The organism is Nocardioides sp., from assembly GCF_035547795.1.
Taxonomy (GTDB): domain Bacteria; phylum Actinomycetota; class Actinomycetes; order Propionibacteriales; family Nocardioidaceae; genus Nocardioides.
Map to the genome: position 1 here is coordinate 1 of NZ_DASZUF010000171.1, position 15,013 is coordinate 15,013.

Consider the following 15,013-nt stretch of genomic DNA (forward strand, 5'->3'; position numbering starts at 1 on the left):
GTGGCCCAGGCCTACGAGGCCGGCGACTTCACCTCGGTGCCGAACTTCACCGTCCCGGCGGCGTTCCTGACCCCGGCGCCCGGTGGCACGCCGGCGACGAAGAAGCACCACCACAACAAGAAGAAGACCAGCACGAACGTCAAGAAGACGCCCGTCACCCCGGCGCCGCCGATGCCCACCTCGCTGCCGGCCGACCCGGACCCGAGCGCGACGCCGGCGGCCAAGCCGAGCAACAAGCCGACCCCGAAGGTGCCCTCGGTCCCGACCGCGCTGCCGTCCACCGGCATCACGCCGCTCGACCAGGGCCTGAGCCAGGCTCAGGCGCTGACCCAGTGCCTGACCGGTCCGCTCGGTACCACGATCAAGCTGCTGGTCCCCAACGTGACCTCGCTCAACCTCACCGGACTGCTCGGCGCCCTGCAGAACCTGCCGCTGCTCGGTGGCCCGAAGGCCGCCACTCAGCTGCAGACCTGCGTCACCGACGCCATGAAGAGCTGAGCAGCCGCGCGGCCTCGACCGCCCAGTAGCTCAGGATCACGTCCGCGCCGGCGCGGCGGAACGCGGTCAGCGACTCCAGGATCGCCGCCTCGCGGTCGATCCAGCCGCGCTCGGCGGCGGCCTCGACCATGGAGTACTCCCCCGAGATGTTGTACGCCGCCACCGGCACGTCGACCGCCTCGCGCACCGCGCGCAGCACGTCGAGGTAGGGCAGGCCCGGCTTGACCATCACCAGGTCGGCGCCCTGCTCGACGTCGAGCAGCGCCTCCCGCACACCCTCCAGGGCGTTGGCGGGATCCTGCTGGTAGGTCCGCCGGTCGCCCTCCAGCGAGGAGGCGACCGCCTCCCGGAAGGGGCCGTAGAACGCGGAGGCGTACTTGGCGGAGTAGGCCAGGATGGCGACGTCCTCGTGCGAGGCGTCGTCCAACGCCGCGCGGACCACCGCGACCTGGCCGTCCATCATCCCCGAGGGGCCCACCACATGGACGCCGGCATCCGCCTGGGCGCGGGCCATCTCGGCGTACAGCGCCAGGGTGGCGTCGTTGTCGACCCGGCCGCGGGCGTCCAGGACGCCACAGTGGCCGTGGTCGGTGAACTCGTCCAGGCACAGGTCGGCCATCACCGGCAGCGCGTCCCCGATCTCGGCGACGGCATCGGCGATGGCGAGGTTGAGGATGCCGTTCGGGTCGCAGGCGCCGCTGCCGAGCGGGTCCTTGCGCTCGGGTACGCCGAAGAGCATCACCCCGCCGATGCCCGCCTGCGCGGCCTCGGCCACCGCGCGGCGCGCGGAGTCGCGGGTGTGCTGGACCACGCCGGGCATCGAACCGATCGGGACCGGCTCGGTGATGCCCTCGCGGACGAACATCGGCAGCACCAGGTGGCGCGGCTCCACCGACGTCTCGGCGACCAGCCGGCGCAGCGCAGGTGTGGCCCGCAGCCGGCGCGGCCGGACAACGGGTCGCTCGACCTCGGTCACGACGTGGTCGCCCGGCGACGGGCCGCCGGCTTGCGCTCCGACGGCTTGGTGACCGGCTGTCCGGCCTCGACCATCGCGGCCCGGCGGGCCGCACCGAAGTCGGCGAGCGCGCCCGCCAGGGTCTCCACCGACGGGCTCGGCGCGAGTACGTCGACACGCAGCCCGTGCTCCTCGGCGGTCTTCGCGGTGGCGGGGCCGATCACGGCGATCACCGTCGAGGGGTGCGGCTTGCCGGCGATGCCGACCAGGTTGCGCACCGTGCTCGAGGAGGTGAAGACCACCGCGTCGAACTTGCCGGTCTTGATCGCGTCGCGGGTGGGCGCCGGCGGCGGCGCGGCCCGGACGGTGCGGTAGGCGGTGACGTCGTCGCACTCCCACCCGAGGTCGACCAGGCCCGCGACCAGGTTCTCGGTGGCGATGTCGGCGCGCGGCAGGAAGACCCGGTTGATCGGATCGATCAGCTCGTCGTACTCCGGCCAGACCTCCAGCAGGCCGGCGGCGGACTGGTTCTCCTCCGGCGGCAGCAGGTCGGGGCGCAGGCCCCAGGCCAGCAGCGCGGCCGAGGTCTTCTCGCCGACTGCGGCGATCTTCAGACCGGAGAACGCGCGGGCGTCCAGGCCGTACTCGTCGAACTTCTCCTTGACCGCCTTGACCGCGTTGACCGAGGTGAACGCGATCCACTCGTAGCGGCCCTCGACCAGGCCACGGATGGCCTTGTCCATCTGCTGCGGGTTGCGCGGCGGCTCGACCGAGATGGTCGGGACCTCCTCGGGCACGGCACCGAAGGACCGCAGCCGGGCGGAGAGCACCGGCGCCTGCTCCTTGGTGCGCGGCACCAGCACCCGCCAGCCGAACAGCGGCTTGGTCTCGAACCAGGACAGCGTCTCGCGCAGGTCGACCACGGCGCCGACCACGATGATCGCCGGCGGCGCCATCCGGGCCGCGCGGGCATCGGTGGCGATGTGCTCCAGGGTGGAGGTCACGGTGGCCTGCTCGGTGGTGGTGCCGACCCGGGTCATCGCCACCGGGGTCTGCGGCGAGCGGCCGGCGGCGACCAGCGCCTTGGCGATGTCGCCGATCAGCCCCACGCCGGAGAGCAGCACCAGGGTGCGATCGTCCGCGTACTGCTTCCAGTCGATCGCCCGGGAATGCGACTCCGTCCCGCAGGTGACCATCGCCACCTCGCGGTGGTCCTTGGTGGTCAGCGGGATGCCGGCGTACGCCGGGACCGCGCTGACCGAGGAGACGCCCGGCACGATCTCGAAGCCGATGCCGGCCTTGGCGCAGGCCTGTGCCTCCTCGGGCCCGGAGGCGTAGAGGAACGGGTCGCCGGTCATCAGCCGGACCACGCGCAGACCGCGCTTGGCCTGCTTGACCACGACCTTGGCACGGGCGGCGTGGGTCAGCGGCTGGCCGTCCTCGCCGAAGCCGCCGTCGACCAGCTCGGGCTCGTCATCGCGCAGCGAGTGCACCAGCGCGGCATGCTCGGCGGCCTCGGTGACGATCACGTCGGCCTGCCGGATCAGCTCGGCCGCGCGCACGGTCAGCAGCTCCGGATCGCCCGGCCCGCTGCCGACGAAGGAGACCCACCCGACGGTCGGAGCCGTCGGGGGGACGCTGTTGTTGGTCATGCCTTGTGCACCATTCCCTGCTCGGGAGCGACACCGCCGGATGCGGTGTCGCCCATGTCGTTGTTCAGCACGTCAGCTCCGCCGCACCCTCGGCGAGCATGTCCTTGGCCAGCCGCTCACCGATGCCGGCGGCATCATCGACGGCGCCGGAGGCCGAGCGGCGGATCGCGATGGAGCCGTCGGCGGAGAGCACCACGGCCCGCAGCCACAGCTCCTCACCGGCGTCGCCCTCGACCACCTCGGCCAGTGTCCCGATCGGAGCTGCGCAGCCGCCCTCGAGGGTGGCCAGCACCGCCCGCTCGGCGGTGACCGCGGCACGGGTGTGGGCGTCATCGAGCGGGGCCAGTACGTCGGCCAGCTCGTCGTCGGCACGGCACTCCACCGCCAGCGCGCCCTGGCCGGGAGCCGGCAGCACCTGCAGCGGGTCGAGCACCTCGGTGACCTCGTCGAGTCGGTCGATGCGGGCCAGGCCGGCGCGGGCGAGCACCACGGCGTCGTACTCCCCGGAGCGGACCTTCCCGATTCGGGTGTCGACGTTGCCACGCACGCCGCTGATCTCCAAACCGAGGCCGAGGGCGTGCAGTTGGGCGCTGCGGCGGGGCGCACCGGTGCCCACCTTCGACCCGGCAGGCAGCTCGGCGAGGGTGAGGCCGTCGCGGGCCACGACCACGTCGCGCGGGTCCTCGCGCGGCGGGATCGCGACCAGCGCGATGCCCTCGGCGGGGTAGGTCGGCAGGTCCTTGAGCGAGTGCACGGCGAGGTCGATCTCGCCGGCCAGGAGCGCGTCGCGCAGCGCGCTGACGAAGACGCCGGTGCTGGACGCGCCGGTCAGCGAGGTGCCGGCGGCCTGCGAGCGGTCGCCGTCGGAGACGATCTCGACCAGCTCGACCTCGTGGCCCAGCGCCCGGATCATGTCGGCGACGTGTCCGGACTGGGTGAGCGCGAGGTGGGAGCGCCGAGTGCCGAGCCTGATCACTACTGCTCCCCCAGACCGGATCGGGTGACAGCGGTGACCGCCTCGGGGTCGAGTGCGAACAGCTCGGCCAGGGCGCGCTCGTAGGAGATCGCGCCATCCTCGTTGGCCAGCTCCTTGACCCGGACGGTGGGCTCGTGCAGGAGCTTGTCGGCGACCCGGCGGATGGTGCGCAGTACCTCGGCGCGGGTGGCCTCGTCCAGATTGGGCAGCCGGCCGTCCAGTCGGGCGATCTCGGCGTCGACCACGGTGGTGGCCATGGTGCGCAGCGCGACCACGGTTGGGGTGACCTGGGCCTGGCGCCGGGCGGCGAGGAAGGCGGCGACCTCCTGGGTCACGATGCCGCGTACGGCGGCGACCTCCTGGCCGGCTTCGGAGGCGTGCAGCTCCTCGGCGAGCGTGGCCAGGTCGATCAGCGTCGTGTTCGGTACGTCGGCACAGGACGGGTCGATGTCGTGCGGCAGCGCCAGGTCGATCAGCGCCACCGGACGGTCCCCGATCATGTCGGGCGTGACGAGCACGCCGCGCGCGCCCGCGCAGGCGATCACGATGTCGGCGCCAGCCACCTCGGTGCCGAGGTCGGCCAGGCGCGCGGCCCGGCCGCCGTACTCCTCGGCGAGGCGCTCGGCCCGTGAGGCGGTCCGGTTGACGATGACGATCTCGCTGGCGCCGAGCCGGGCGACGGTGGCGGTCGCGAGGCCGGCCATCGCGCCGGCGCCGAGCACGACCACGCGCAGGCCCTCGACCTGACCGACGGCGGCGCCGGCCCGCTCGAGCGCGGCGGTGACCAGCGATGGCGCGGCCTTGTCGATGTCGGTCTCGGCGTGACTGCGCTTGCCGACCCGCAGCGCCTGCTGGAAGAGCGTGTTGAGCGCCGGGCCGACGGTGCCCAGCTCCTGACCGAGCTGGAGCGCGGCCCGGGTCTGGCCGAGGATCTGACCCTCGCCGACCGCCATCGAGTCCAGTCCCGAGGCGACCTGGAAGAGATGCGAGACCGCGCCGTCGTCGTAGTGCACATACAGGTGCGGCAGCACGTCCTCCAAGCGCAGGTCGGAGCGCTCGACCAGCAGCCGGGAGAGCTCCTCCACCGAACCGTGGAACCGGTCCACCTCGGCGAAGATCTCCAGCCGGTTGCAAGTGGCGATCACGGTCGCCTCGCTGACGTGCTCGGTGTGGGCCACCTCGGTGACCAGCTTCTGCAGCCCCGAGCTGTCGATGGCCAACTGCTCGAGCAGCTGCACCGGCGCGGAGTTGTGGCTGATGCCGACGACCAGGACGCTCACGCGGTCTGCACCGCCTTCCGCTGCTCGTGATAGGCCAGGATCTGCAGCTCGATGGAGAGATCCACCTTGCGTACGTCGACGCCCGCGGGGACGGTGAGCACCGCCGGGGCGAAGTTGAGGATGCTGGTGATGCCGGCCGCGACCATCGCGTCGGCGACGTCCTGGGCGGCGGCCGCGGGCACCGCGATCACGCCGATGGCGACGCCGTGCTCGTGGGCGATCGACTCCAGGTCACTGAAGGGGCGCACCGGGATGCCCGCCACCGACTCCTCGTTGCGGGCCGGGTCGGCGTCGAGCAGGCCGACCACCCGGAAGCCGCGACTGCGGAAGCCGGAGAAGTTGGCCAGCGCGTGACCCAGGTTGCCGATGCCGACGATGACGACCGGCCAGTCCTGCGTCACCCCGATCTCACGGGCGATCTGGTAGCGCAGATAGTCCACGTCGTACCCGACTCCGCGTGTGCCGTAGGAGCCGAGATAGGACAGGTCCTTGCGGAGCTTGGCCGAGTTGACGCCGGCGGCCGCGGCGAGCTCCTCGCTGGAGCAGGTGGCGATCTGCTGGTCGGCCAGGGAGACCAGGGCACGCAGGTAGACGGGTAGCCGGGCGACCGTCGCCTCGGGAATCTCCCGGGCGCCCTCGGTGGTGCTCCGTGCCGTCACTGCGCGCTCTCTCGTCACACGCCGCGGATGGGGAGCCATCACGGCTCCGGGCTCGTCCTGCGGCCTCTTCACTGTAGGAGTTTGTGAAGTCGAGAACAAAACGAGCGGCGGCCGGTTGTGACGGACGCGACACGGCGGGCCGGAACCGGACCGGGAGCAGGTCAGGCCCCGGTCAGGTTCGGGCGCCCGCGCGACCCGGCGCCCGGGCTCAGCGGGTGAGCGCGGCCCGCAGCCGAGCCTCGTCGACCCGCCAGAAGTCGTGCTGGCGGCCGTCGACGAGCGTCACCGGGATCTCCTCGGCGTACCGCTCCCGCAGGGCGGGGTCATCGTCGATGGAGTGCTCGACGTAGCTCTCGCCGAGGTCGGCGCAGACCCGCTCGATGACGACGCGCGCGTCGTCACAGAGGTGGCAGCCGGGGCGCGAATAGAGGGTGATGCGTGCTGACACCCCACCAGTGTCTCTCATCCAGTGTCCCTCACCGTGACGCGAGACGAGCGTGCCGCGGAGCTCGGGTGCGGAGCGTGGCTAGAGTGAGCGTCATGAGCTCGGCCCGCGACCGCCAGCGCCGCCGGGACGAGCTGCGCCGCCGCGACCTCCAGCGCCGCTCGGTCCTGGCCGGCGAGGCGAGCGCCGCGGCCGCCGAGGTGGAGTCGGCGCTGCGGACGTCGAGCGAGTCGGTGGCGGCGGCGTTCTTCGACGTGGACAACACGATCATGCAGGGCGCCTCGATCTTCCACCTGGCCCGCGGCCTGCACCGACGCCGGTTCTTCACCACTCGCGACATCGTCAGTGCGGCATGGAAGCAGGCCTACTTCCGGTTGGTCGGCGTCGAGAACCCCGAGCACGTCGAGGCGGCCCGCAACTCGGCGCTGAGCTTCATCGCCGGCCACACCGTGCAGGAGCTGCAGGAGGTCGGGGAGGAGATCTTCGACGAGGGCATGGCGCACCGGATCTGGCCCGGCACCCGGGCACTGGCCCAGCTCCACCTCGACCAGGGCGAGCGGGTCTGGCTGGTCACCGCGGCCCCGGTCGAGATCGCCCAGATCATCGCCCGCCGACTCGGTCTGACCGGCGCGATGGGCACCGTCGCCGAGCACGTCGACGGCGTCTACACCGGCCAGCTGGTCGGCGAGATGCTGCACGGCCCCGCCAAGGCCGAGGCGGTCCGCGCGCTGGCGGCCCGCGAGGGGTTGGACCTGGCCCAGTGCTCGGCGTACTCCGACTCCGCCAACGACCTCCCCCTGCTCTCCCTGGTCGGCCACCCCTGCGCGGTGAATCCCGATCACAAGCTGCGCGCGCACGCCCGCGCCCGCGGCTGGCAGGTCCGCGACTACCGAACCGGCCGGAAGGCGGCACGGGCCGGCTTCGCCGCCGGCCTGGTGGGCGGCGCCACCGCCGGTGCGCTCGCGGCCGCCTCGGCGTTGCGCGAGCGGCGCCGCTGAGACCGTTCCCGACCGTTACCCGCCGGTATCTCCGGTCCCACTGGTAACAGCGGGGCTACATCCCGGTTACCGGCGATCTTCTCGGGCACCTGACAGATGAACGATCCGTCCGTAGAGTGAGGGCCAGCTCGGGGGGAGCATCATGGGGAGGGTCCTGGCGATGCCGATGTACGGCGACGACGTTGCGCGCGGTCTCGCCGCGCTCCGCGCCGCCGTGCTGGCGATCCTGGATCCGACCCCGGCGCTGGCCGGTCCGCAGTGGCTCCTAGCCGAGGCGGCAACCAGCGACACCGGCAGCACCGGCGGCTCCGGGGGCGCGGGCAGCGAGTCGCCCACGCCGTACGACGACGAGGGCGAGGCGGCCTCCTCGGAGGTGTCGCCGGCGGAGCGCTCCCGGTTGATCGCCCTGGTCGAACTGGCCCGCAAGGGCGACACGGACGCCTTCGGGATGCTCTACGACCACTACCACGGCGCCGTCTACCGCTTCCTCTTCTACCGCACCCGCTCGGTGCCGCTGGCCGAGGACCTGACCTCGGAGACGTTCTTCCGCGCGCTGCGCTCGATGACCAGCTTCCGCTGGCAGGGCAAGGACTTCGGCGCCTGGCTGATGACCATCGCGCGCAACCTCGCCACCGACCACTTCAAGGCCGGCCGGACCCGACTCGAGCTGGCCACCGAGGACATGGGCCAGCACGACGACGCCACCGATGGCCCCGAGACGGCGGTGCTGGCCGGGCTGACCAACGAGGTGCTGCTCAAGGCGCTGGCCAAGCTGCCGGACGAGCAGCGCGACTGCGTGGTGATGCGGTTCCTGCAGGGCATGTCGATCGCCGAGACGGCGGCCGTGCTCGGCCGCAGCGACGGCGCGGTCAAGCAGCTCCAGCTGCGCGGCGTGCGCAACCTGGCGAAGCTGATGCCGGAAGGGCTGCGTGGGTGATGCGACAGCTTCTCGGCGAACTCCGCCAGGCCGTAACCCCGACCGGCCTCGGGTCGTTGCACGGGACGACCGACACCACCCCCGCCGGCCAGCATCCCCACTGCTCCGCCCATCCCGATCGAGTAGGACACGAACGATGAACCCGGCGTTCACCTCACGCCGCCGCGCCGATGACTTCCACCGGCTGGTCGAGGCTGCGGCCACCGGCGCCGCGGCCACGGGCCCGGTGTCGGCCGACCTCGCCGCGCTCGCCGAGCTCGCCGTGAGCCTGCGCGAGGCACCGGCCGTCACGCCGCGCGCCGAGTTCTCCGCCGATCTGCGCGAGCGGCTGATGACCGCCGCCGCCAGCGAGCTCACCCCGGCCACCGCGCGGACGGCCGACCGTCTGACAGTGCGGCGGGCCGAGCCGTCCCGGCGTCGTACCGAACGCCGACTGACCGTCGGGATCGCCGCGCTGGCCATCATCGGCGGCACCGCCGGCACCGCGCTCGCCTCCCAGAACGCGCTGCCGGGCCAGGCGCTCTACCCGGTCAAGCGGGCGATCGAGAACGTCCGGGCCGGCTTCAGCGTCGGCGACGATGCCAAGGGCTCGACGCTGCTCTCGGACGCGCACACCCGGCTCGAGGAGGTCAGCAAGCTGTCCCGCTCGTCGTCCTCCCCCTCCAGCAAGGAGCAGGAGGAGATCAGCAAGACGCTGACCACCTTCGCCACCCAGGCGCAGAAGGCCTCCGACCTGCTGCTGAGTGACTACCAGTCCGACCACGACGCGGCCTCGATCCAGAAGCTGCACGACTTCACCGCCGCGAGCATCGACCAGCTCACCGAGCTGCAGCCGCTGCTTCCCGCCGTCGCCAAGGACGCGCTCTCCGGCGCGGCCCAGGCGCTGCTGATGATCGACTCGGCCGCCCGCAATCTCTGCCCGACCTGCGGCGTCGGCGTGACCTCGCTGCCGACCACGCTGCTCGACCCGGTCGCCAAGACGTTGGACGACCTCGGCTCCGCGCTCGGCTCCGCCAAGACGCCGGCGACCCCCACGCACGACACCCCCACACCGACGCTGCCGAGCGTGCCGGCGAACATAGGCCCGGCCAACGTCAACCCGTCGACCCCGGCCAAGCAGGACAAGACCCAGCCGTCGAACGAGCCGAGCGGCAAGCCCAGCCTGCCGACCGCTCCGAACCTGCTGCCCTCGGCGCCCACCACGTCGCCGAGCGGCCTCGGTCAGCTGGTCGACGGCGTCACCGGCACCGTCGGCGGACTGCTCGGTGGCGTGCTGGACGGTGCGACCGGGTTGCTCGGCGGCGCGAGCCCGAAGTAAGAGCCCGCAGCGGGTTCAGCGGAAGACCGACTGGCGCTGCATCAGCAGCGAGTACAGCGTCTGCTGGATCGTCTCGCGGACCTGGTCGGTGACATTGAAGACGAGCATCGGGTCGTCGGCCGCGCTGGCGTCGTACTCGTCGGTGCGGATCGGCTCGCCGAACTCCATCAGCCACTTCGACGGCAGCGGGATCATGCCCAGCGGGCCCAGCAGCGGGAAGAACGGCGTGATCGGGAGGTAGGGCACTCCGAGCACCTTGGCCAGCGCCGGGATGTTGCCGACCAGCGGGTAGATCTCCTCGGCGCCGACGACCGAGAGCGGGATGATCGGCACGCCGGTGCGCAGTGCGGCCGAGACGAAGCCGCCGCGTCCGAAGCGCTGCAGCTTGTACCGCTCGCTGTAGGGCTTGCCGATGCCCTTGAACCCCTCGGGCCACACCCCGACGAGCTCCCCGTTGCGCAGCATCCGCTCCGCGTCCTCGGTGCACGCCAGGGTGGCGCCGCCCTTGCGGGCGACGGCGCCGACGAACGGCAGCCGGAAGACCAGGTCGGCGCCGAGCGGGCGCAACGAGCGGCCGGCGTGGTCGTGCAGCATCACCATCGTCATCAGACCGTCGACCGGCAGCGTGCCGGAGTGGTTGGAGACGACCAGGGCGCCGCCCTCGGCGGGGACGTTCTCCAGCCCGCGCACCTCGATCCGGAACCACTTCTGCGCCACCGGCCGCAGCACGGCCATCAGGAAACGCTGGGTCAGCTCGGGGTCGAAGCCGTACTCGTCGACGGTGTAGTCGCCGGTCACCCGACGGCGCAGGAACGCCAGGAAGCGCGCCAGCTGCGGCTCCCAGTCCGGCCCGAACACCTCGTGGGCGGCGGCGTCCAGGGCGGCCTGCCACTCGCCCAGCGGGATGCCGGCCAGCGGGCCGCGGTCACGGGTGTACGCCGTGGCGGGCGTCCCGGCCTCCTCCGCGACCGGCTCGGGCTCGGGCGCCTGGCCACTCGACGCGCCGGAAGTGCCCACTGGACCCGCCGAAAGTGACTCCTCGACGGGAGGCTTCTCGACGGGGCGCTTCGGCTTGGCCAGCGCCCGGGCGGCCGCCGACGGTGCGCGGCCGGTGCCGCGACCGGGCCGGCCGCGGGTGCCGATCGGGATGATCTCAGCGTCACCCACGGCCGGCCTCCTGGAGTGCATCCTGGACGGCGCGGCCCGCGGGCAACTGCCGCTCCAGCGCGGCCAGCAGCCGGTCGGTGCGGCCGCCGGTGGGCGTGAGGGTGGTGGCGAAGTCGGCCAGTGCCTGCGCCGTGGAGTACGCCGGGACGAAGCCGAGCTCCTCGCGCATCCGGGTGGTGTCGACGCCACGACCGTAGGTCAGCAGCGCGCGCAGCTCCGGCGAGACCGGGGCGAACGTCGAGCCGGGGATGCCGAGACCGAGATTCGGGACCGGGACGGTCGGCCGCTGCAGGCGTCGTACGACCTGCGAGAGCGTCAGGATGCCGTCGCCGGCGATGTTGTAGGTGCCGGGCCGCTCGACGCGGATGGCATGCGCGATCGCGCCGTAGAGGTCGCTCTCGTGCAGAAACTGCATCCGCGGGTCGAACCCGATCCGGCGCGGGATCACCGGCCGGCGCAGGTACGTCGCCAGCGGGCTTTCCGTCCGCGGCCCCAGCACGTTGGCACAGCGCAGCGTCGTCACGCACACGTCGGGCCGGCGGCGGGCGAAGCCGCGCACGTAACCCTCGATCTCGGCGACGTCCTTGGCGTAGCCGCCGGCGGCCCGCCGCGGCTCGGCAGTCTCGGTGAACATCGCCGGGTCGCGGTTGCTGGCGCCGTACACCGTCGTGGTCGACTTCACCACGAGATGACGCACCTGCGGGGCCTGCTGGCAGGCCGCCAGCAGCTGCATCGTGCCGATGACGTTGAGCTCCTTCATCGTCGACCGGCCGCCGGTGCTGCCGGGCGTCGAGATGACGCTCATGTGGACGACGGTGTCGACGTCCTCCTTGGCGATCACCTTGGCGATCACCGGGTTGCGGATGTCGGCACGCACGAAGGACATGCCGCCGATGTCACCGCGAGGAGGGACGACGTCGACGCCGATCACCCGGTCCACGTTCGGGTGGGCGGCGGCCGCGCGCGCAAACGTGCGTCCGAGGTCTCGGGAGACCCCGGTGACGAGGATGACCCGCCCGGCCACTGGCTCTCAGCGGACCTGCGTCACTTGCCGAGCTTGCGACGGGCGACGCGCGTCTTCTTCAGCAGCTTGCGGTGCTTCTTCTTCGCCATCCGCTTGCGACGCTTCTTGATGACAGAACCCACGGGGAAACCAGCCTTTCGTTCGGACGGCCCAGCCTAACGGCCGAGCCCGGTGCCCGTGGAATCGGTGTCTCAGCCCGCGTTGTAGAAGGAGTTCTTGAGGTACTCGTTCGCGTCTTCTTCGCGGACGCGGAAGGATCGGCCGACCCGGACGGCGGGCAGCTCGCCGCTGTGGACGAGCCGATAGACGGTCATCTTCGAGACACGCATCATCGTCGCGACCTCGGCGACGGTCAGGAACGTGCTCTCGGAGATGTCACCGGGCTTGTTGGCAGCCATCGTGTCCCGCTTTCTTTTCAGGCGCGCCATCGGCTTCCCCGCCGATGCTCACACGCGCCGTGCTGTCGGTGAGATTAGTGCCAGGTGTGACTCGTGGGGAAGGGGAAACCTGTGGGAATTTTGTGCGGCGCGGCGTGTCGCCTTGATTTCACCGTAACAGCAGGCCCGCGACCCTGGCTCAGGGCAGTGGGTCGAGACCGTGCAGCGGGAAGACCGCGGTCCGGGTGGCGTTGACCTGCCGGTCCAGCCAGGCGGCCGGGTCATAGCCCTCCCTCCAGTCACGGTACGTCGCCGCGCGGCCGTCGGTCATCAGCCGCGGCGCCTCCACCCCGACCAGTGCCCGGACATGCTCACGCCACTCCTGCGGAACCTCGCTCTCCCGCGCCACCGGGTGCCCGCCGACCACGGCGAGCAGGTGGCTCCAGGCCCGCGGCACCACGTCGACCACGGCGTACCCGCCGCCGCCGAAGGCGACCCAACGGCCGCCGGCGACCTCGTGGGCCAGCTCGTGCAGCGCCAGGTACGCCGCCCGCTGGCCGTCCACGCTGAGCATCAGATGGGCCAGCGGGTCCTCGGCGTGCGAGTCGCAGCCCTGCTGGGTGACCAGGACGTCGGGCCGGAACTCGCGGACCAGATCGGGCACGACCGCATGGAAGGCGCGCAGCCAGCCGTGGTCGGCGGTGCCCGGCGGCAGCGCCACGTTGGCCGCGCTGCCCTGGGCGTCGGGGCCGCCCACGTCGGTGGCGAAACCGGTGCCGGGGAAGAGCATCTGGCCGGTCTCGTGCAGGCTGATGGTGAGCACCCGCGGGTCGTCGTAGAACACCCGCTCGACGCCGTCACCGTGGTGCACGTCGAGGTCGACGTAGGCGATCCTCTGCGCGCCGTGGTCGAGCAGCCAGCGGATGCCGACCGCCACGTCGTTGTAGATGCAGAAGCCGCTGGCCCGGCCGGGCATGGCGTGGTGCAGCCCGCCCATCACGTTGGCGGCGTGGATGTCCTCGCCCTGCCAGACCCGCCGGCAGGCCTCGACGCTGGCGCCGACGATGTGGGCGCTGGCGTGGTGCATCTGCGCGAAGACCGGGTTGTCCTCGGTGCCCAGCCCGAACGCCTCGTCGGGCTGCAGCGTCGCGCCGGCACGCTGCACCGCCTCGATGAACGCCGGGTCGTGCACCGTGACCAGCTGGTCCTCGCTGGCCATCGGCGCGGGGACGACCTCGAGATGACCGAGTACGCCGAGGCACTCGGCCAGCCGCATCGTCAGGGCGACCCGCAGCGGCGCCATCGGGTGGTCCGGGCCGAAGTCGTACTCCCCCAGACTCGCGTCGTAGACGACCGCCGCCGGTCCGGAGCACGCTGCCATGGAGGTGACGCTACCCGGAGGGTGTGCCACACTGGGGCCGTGCTCGCTCCCCTGACCCAGAACCTGACGCAGAACTGGTGGCCCGTCTGACCGGCGGCGCCTGAGCACACTCACCTATCGGCCGCCCACGGGCGGCCGTTCTTCGTTCTCGGTCCCGACCTCCCGTGGGCATCGCACCCCTGGAGGCAGTCATGACCACCCTCTCCCTGATCACCCCGTCCGGCCGGCTCACGCTCGGCAACCTGCTCGGCGCGCTGCGCCCGATGGCGGCCGCGGCCGGGCCCGGGTCGTACTACGGCGTCGCGGACCTGCACGCCCTCACCACCCCGCACTCACCCGAGCTGCTGCGGACGCGGGTCGCCGAGATGCGCACCCTGCTGCTGGCCGCCGGCCTCGACGCGGCCACCCTGTTCGTCCAGTCGGCGGTGCCGGCGCACCGATCACTGGCCTACCTGCTGGAGTGCGTCGCCACCAGCGGCGAGCTCGGCCGGATGATCCAGTTCAAGGAGAAGGGCGAGGTCTCCTCGCGGGCGTCGCTGTTCACCTACCCGGCGCTGATGGCCGCCGACATCCTGCTCTACCGGGCCGCGGAGGTGCCGGTCGGTGAGGATCAGCGTCAGCATGTCGAGCTCGCCCGCGACCTGGCGCTGCGGTTCAACCGTGCCTACGGCGAGGTCTTCGTGGTGCCGCGGGCGGTGCACCCGCCGGCCGGGGCGCGGGTGATGGATCTGCTGACCCCGACCCGGAAGATGTCGAAGTCGGCCGGCGACGAGCATCCCGGCTCGGTCTTCCTGCTGGATCCGCCGGACGTCGTCCGCCGCAAGGTGATGCGGGCGGTGACCGACTCCGACGTGGGCGCGGATGCGGTGCGGGCGGAGGCCGCCGCGAAGCCGGGCGTCACCAACCTGATCGACATCCTGGTGGCGTGTGGCGGGTCGGTCGCGGGGCTGTCGACGTACGGCGCGCTGAAGAAGGCCGTGGTCGATGCCGTGGTCGCGGAGCTGGAGCCGCTGCAGAAGCGCTATCGCGACCTCGCCGCCGACCCGGCTCACGTGTCGGCGGTCTACGAGGACGGCGCCGCCCGGTGCCGGGAGGTCACGGCGCCGGTCCTGGCCGCCGCCGAGGCGGCGCTGGGGCTGCTGTAACACGCTGTCCACAGCGTGTTACAGCTCGCCCCGGGCGATCTCCCACGACCGGTCCCGATTCGCCCGGGTGGCGTCGAGCAGGGTGCCGCGCAGGCCGGCGTTCTCCAGGACCCGGAGCGCGGCGGCGGTGGTGCCACCGGGCGAGGTGACGTTCTCGCGCAGCACCGCCGGGTGCTCGCCGGTCTCGCGCAGCATCAGCGA

General features: G+C 72.2%; 16 protein-coding genes and 1 pseudogene. 5 read left to right on the forward strand and 12 right to left on the reverse strand.

Going from position 1 to position 15,013, the window contains the following annotated elements; translation table 11 throughout:
* Positions 1-498, forward strand: a pseudogene (locus VHA72_RS11865) (hypothetical protein); the annotation flags it as partial.
* Here VHA72_RS11865 and hemB read toward each other — a convergent pair.
* The 6 genes from hemB to VHA72_RS11895 all read right to left on the reverse strand — a co-directional run bounded on the left by hemB (position 476) and on the right by VHA72_RS11895 (position 6,468).
* Positions 476-1,474 carry a porphobilinogen synthase gene (hemB, locus tag VHA72_RS11870; RefSeq protein WP_325575450.1) on the reverse strand — a complete coding sequence of 333 codons (999 nt, stop codon included), beginning with the start codon at positions 1,472-1,474 and terminating at the stop codon, positions 476-478. The pseudogene VHA72_RS11865 and the gene hemB sit on opposite strands and share 23 nt — an antisense overlap.
* On the reverse strand, positions 1,471-3,105 hold the full coding sequence (cobA, locus tag VHA72_RS11875; protein WP_325575451.1) for a uroporphyrinogen-III C-methyltransferase: 1,635 nt from the start codon (positions 3,103-3,105) through the stop codon (positions 1,471-1,473). Before cobA ends, hemB begins: the two co-directional genes overlap by 4 nt.
* 64 nt (positions 3,106-3,169) lie before the next feature.
* Positions 3,170-4,018: a hydroxymethylbilane synthase gene (hemC, locus tag VHA72_RS11880; RefSeq protein WP_414689796.1), complete on the reverse strand. Its 849-nt coding sequence runs from the start codon at positions 4,016-4,018 to the stop codon at positions 3,170-3,172.
* Positions 4,019-4,080: 62 nt separating this feature from the next.
* Positions 4,081-5,361, reverse strand: coding sequence for a glutamyl-tRNA reductase (locus VHA72_RS11885; protein WP_325575455.1), 1,281 nt, complete (start codon positions 5,359-5,361; stop codon positions 4,081-4,083).
* Positions 5,358-6,059, reverse strand: a complete 702-nt coding sequence (locus VHA72_RS11890; protein WP_414689797.1) for a redox-sensing transcriptional repressor Rex — start codon at positions 6,057-6,059, stop codon at positions 5,358-5,360. The genes VHA72_RS11885 and VHA72_RS11890 overlap by 4 nt, the downstream gene beginning before the upstream one ends.
* 169 nt (positions 6,060-6,228) lie before the next feature.
* A complete protein-coding gene (locus tag VHA72_RS11895; RefSeq protein ID WP_325575459.1) occupies positions 6,229-6,468 on the reverse strand; it encodes a glutaredoxin family protein in 240 nt (79 codons plus the stop codon).
* A gap of 92 nt (positions 6,469-6,560) precedes the next feature.
* Between VHA72_RS11895 and VHA72_RS11900 the strand changes: the two genes are divergently transcribed.
* The 3 genes from VHA72_RS11900 to VHA72_RS11910 all read left to right on the forward strand — a co-directional run bounded on the left by VHA72_RS11900 (position 6,561) and on the right by VHA72_RS11910 (position 9,718).
* Positions 6,561-7,463, forward strand: a complete 903-nt coding sequence (locus VHA72_RS11900) for an HAD family hydrolase (protein ID WP_325575461.1) — start codon at positions 6,561-6,563, stop codon at positions 7,461-7,463.
* A gap of 142 nt (positions 7,464-7,605) precedes the next feature.
* On the forward strand, positions 7,606-8,400 hold the full coding sequence (locus VHA72_RS11905) for a sigma-70 family RNA polymerase sigma factor (RefSeq protein WP_325575463.1): 795 nt from the start codon (positions 7,606-7,608) through the stop codon (positions 8,398-8,400).
* Between the two features lie 136 nt (positions 8,401-8,536).
* On the forward strand, positions 8,537-9,718 hold the full coding sequence (locus VHA72_RS11910) for a DUF5667 domain-containing protein (RefSeq protein ID WP_325575465.1): 1,182 nt from the start codon (positions 8,537-8,539) through the stop codon (positions 9,716-9,718).
* Between the two features lie 15 nt (positions 9,719-9,733).
* On the opposite strand, the gene VHA72_RS11915 is transcribed toward VHA72_RS11910, so the two are convergent.
* From VHA72_RS11915 to VHA72_RS11935, 5 genes are all read right to left on the reverse strand, one after another.
* Entirely contained in the window at positions 9,734-10,885 is a 1,152-nt protein-coding gene (locus tag VHA72_RS11915) for a lysophospholipid acyltransferase family protein (protein ID WP_325575467.1), read from the reverse strand.
* Positions 10,878-11,909, reverse strand: a complete 1,032-nt coding sequence (locus tag VHA72_RS11920; RefSeq protein ID WP_325575469.1) for an NAD-dependent epimerase/dehydratase family protein — start codon at positions 11,907-11,909, stop codon at positions 10,878-10,880. The genes VHA72_RS11915 and VHA72_RS11920 overlap by 8 nt, the downstream gene beginning before the upstream one ends.
* Before the next feature lie 20 nt (positions 11,910-11,929).
* Positions 11,930-12,031, reverse strand: coding sequence for a 30S ribosomal protein bS22 (locus VHA72_RS11925; protein ID WP_017933175.1), 102 nt, complete (start codon positions 12,029-12,031; stop codon positions 11,930-11,932).
* Positions 12,032-12,100: 69 nt separating this feature from the next.
* Positions 12,101-12,307 (reverse strand): helix-turn-helix domain-containing protein, encoded by a 207-nt coding sequence (locus VHA72_RS11930; RefSeq protein ID WP_325575473.1) that lies wholly within the window; start codon positions 12,305-12,307, stop codon positions 12,101-12,103.
* A gap of 178 nt (positions 12,308-12,485) precedes the next feature.
* Positions 12,486-13,667 carry an acetoin utilization protein AcuC gene (locus VHA72_RS11935; protein ID WP_325575475.1) on the reverse strand — a complete coding sequence of 394 codons (1,182 nt, stop codon included), beginning with the start codon at positions 13,665-13,667 and terminating at the stop codon, positions 12,486-12,488.
* Between the two features lie 191 nt (positions 13,668-13,858).
* On the opposite strand from VHA72_RS11935, the gene trpS reads away from it, so the two are divergent.
* Positions 13,859-14,812, forward strand: a complete 954-nt coding sequence (gene trpS, locus VHA72_RS11940; protein ID WP_325575477.1) for a tryptophan--tRNA ligase — start codon at positions 13,859-13,861, stop codon at positions 14,810-14,812.
* Between the two features lie 18 nt (positions 14,813-14,830).
* Here trpS and VHA72_RS11945 read toward each other — a convergent pair.
* On the reverse strand, positions 14,831-15,013 hold a 183-nt coding region (locus VHA72_RS11945), incomplete at its 5' end, for a pyrroline-5-carboxylate reductase family protein (protein WP_325575479.1).

Coding starts and splice junctions, on each gene's coding strand:
- VHA72_RS11930 (WP_325575473.1), bottom strand. CDS start 12,307: ATGGCTGCCAACAAGCCCGGTGACATCTCCGAGAGCACGTTCCTGACC.
- VHA72_RS11905 (WP_325575463.1), top strand. CDS start 7,606: ATGGGGAGGGTCCTGGCGATGCCGATGTACGGCGACGACGTTGCGCGC.
- trpS (WP_325575477.1), top strand. CDS start 13,859: ATGACCACCCTCTCCCTGATCACCCCGTCCGGCCGGCTCACGCTCGGC.
- cobA (WP_325575451.1), bottom strand. CDS start 3,105: ATGACCAACAACAGCGTCCCCCCGACGGCTCCGACCGTCGGGTGGGTC.
- VHA72_RS11910 (WP_325575465.1), top strand. CDS start 8,537: ATGAACCCGGCGTTCACCTCACGCCGCCGCGCCGATGACTTCCACCGG.
- VHA72_RS11890 (WP_414689797.1), bottom strand. CDS start 6,059: ATGGCTCCCCATCCGCGGCGTGTGACGAGAGAGCGCGCAGTGACGGCA.
- VHA72_RS11900 (WP_325575461.1), top strand. CDS start 6,561: ATGAGCTCGGCCCGCGACCGCCAGCGCCGCCGGGACGAGCTGCGCCGC.
- VHA72_RS11935 (WP_325575475.1), bottom strand. CDS start 13,667: ATGGCAGCGTGCTCCGGACCGGCGGCGGTCGTCTACGACGCGAGTCTG.
- hemC (WP_414689796.1), bottom strand. CDS start 4,018: ATGATCCGGGCGCTGGGCCACGAGGTCGAGCTGGTCGAGATCGTCTCC.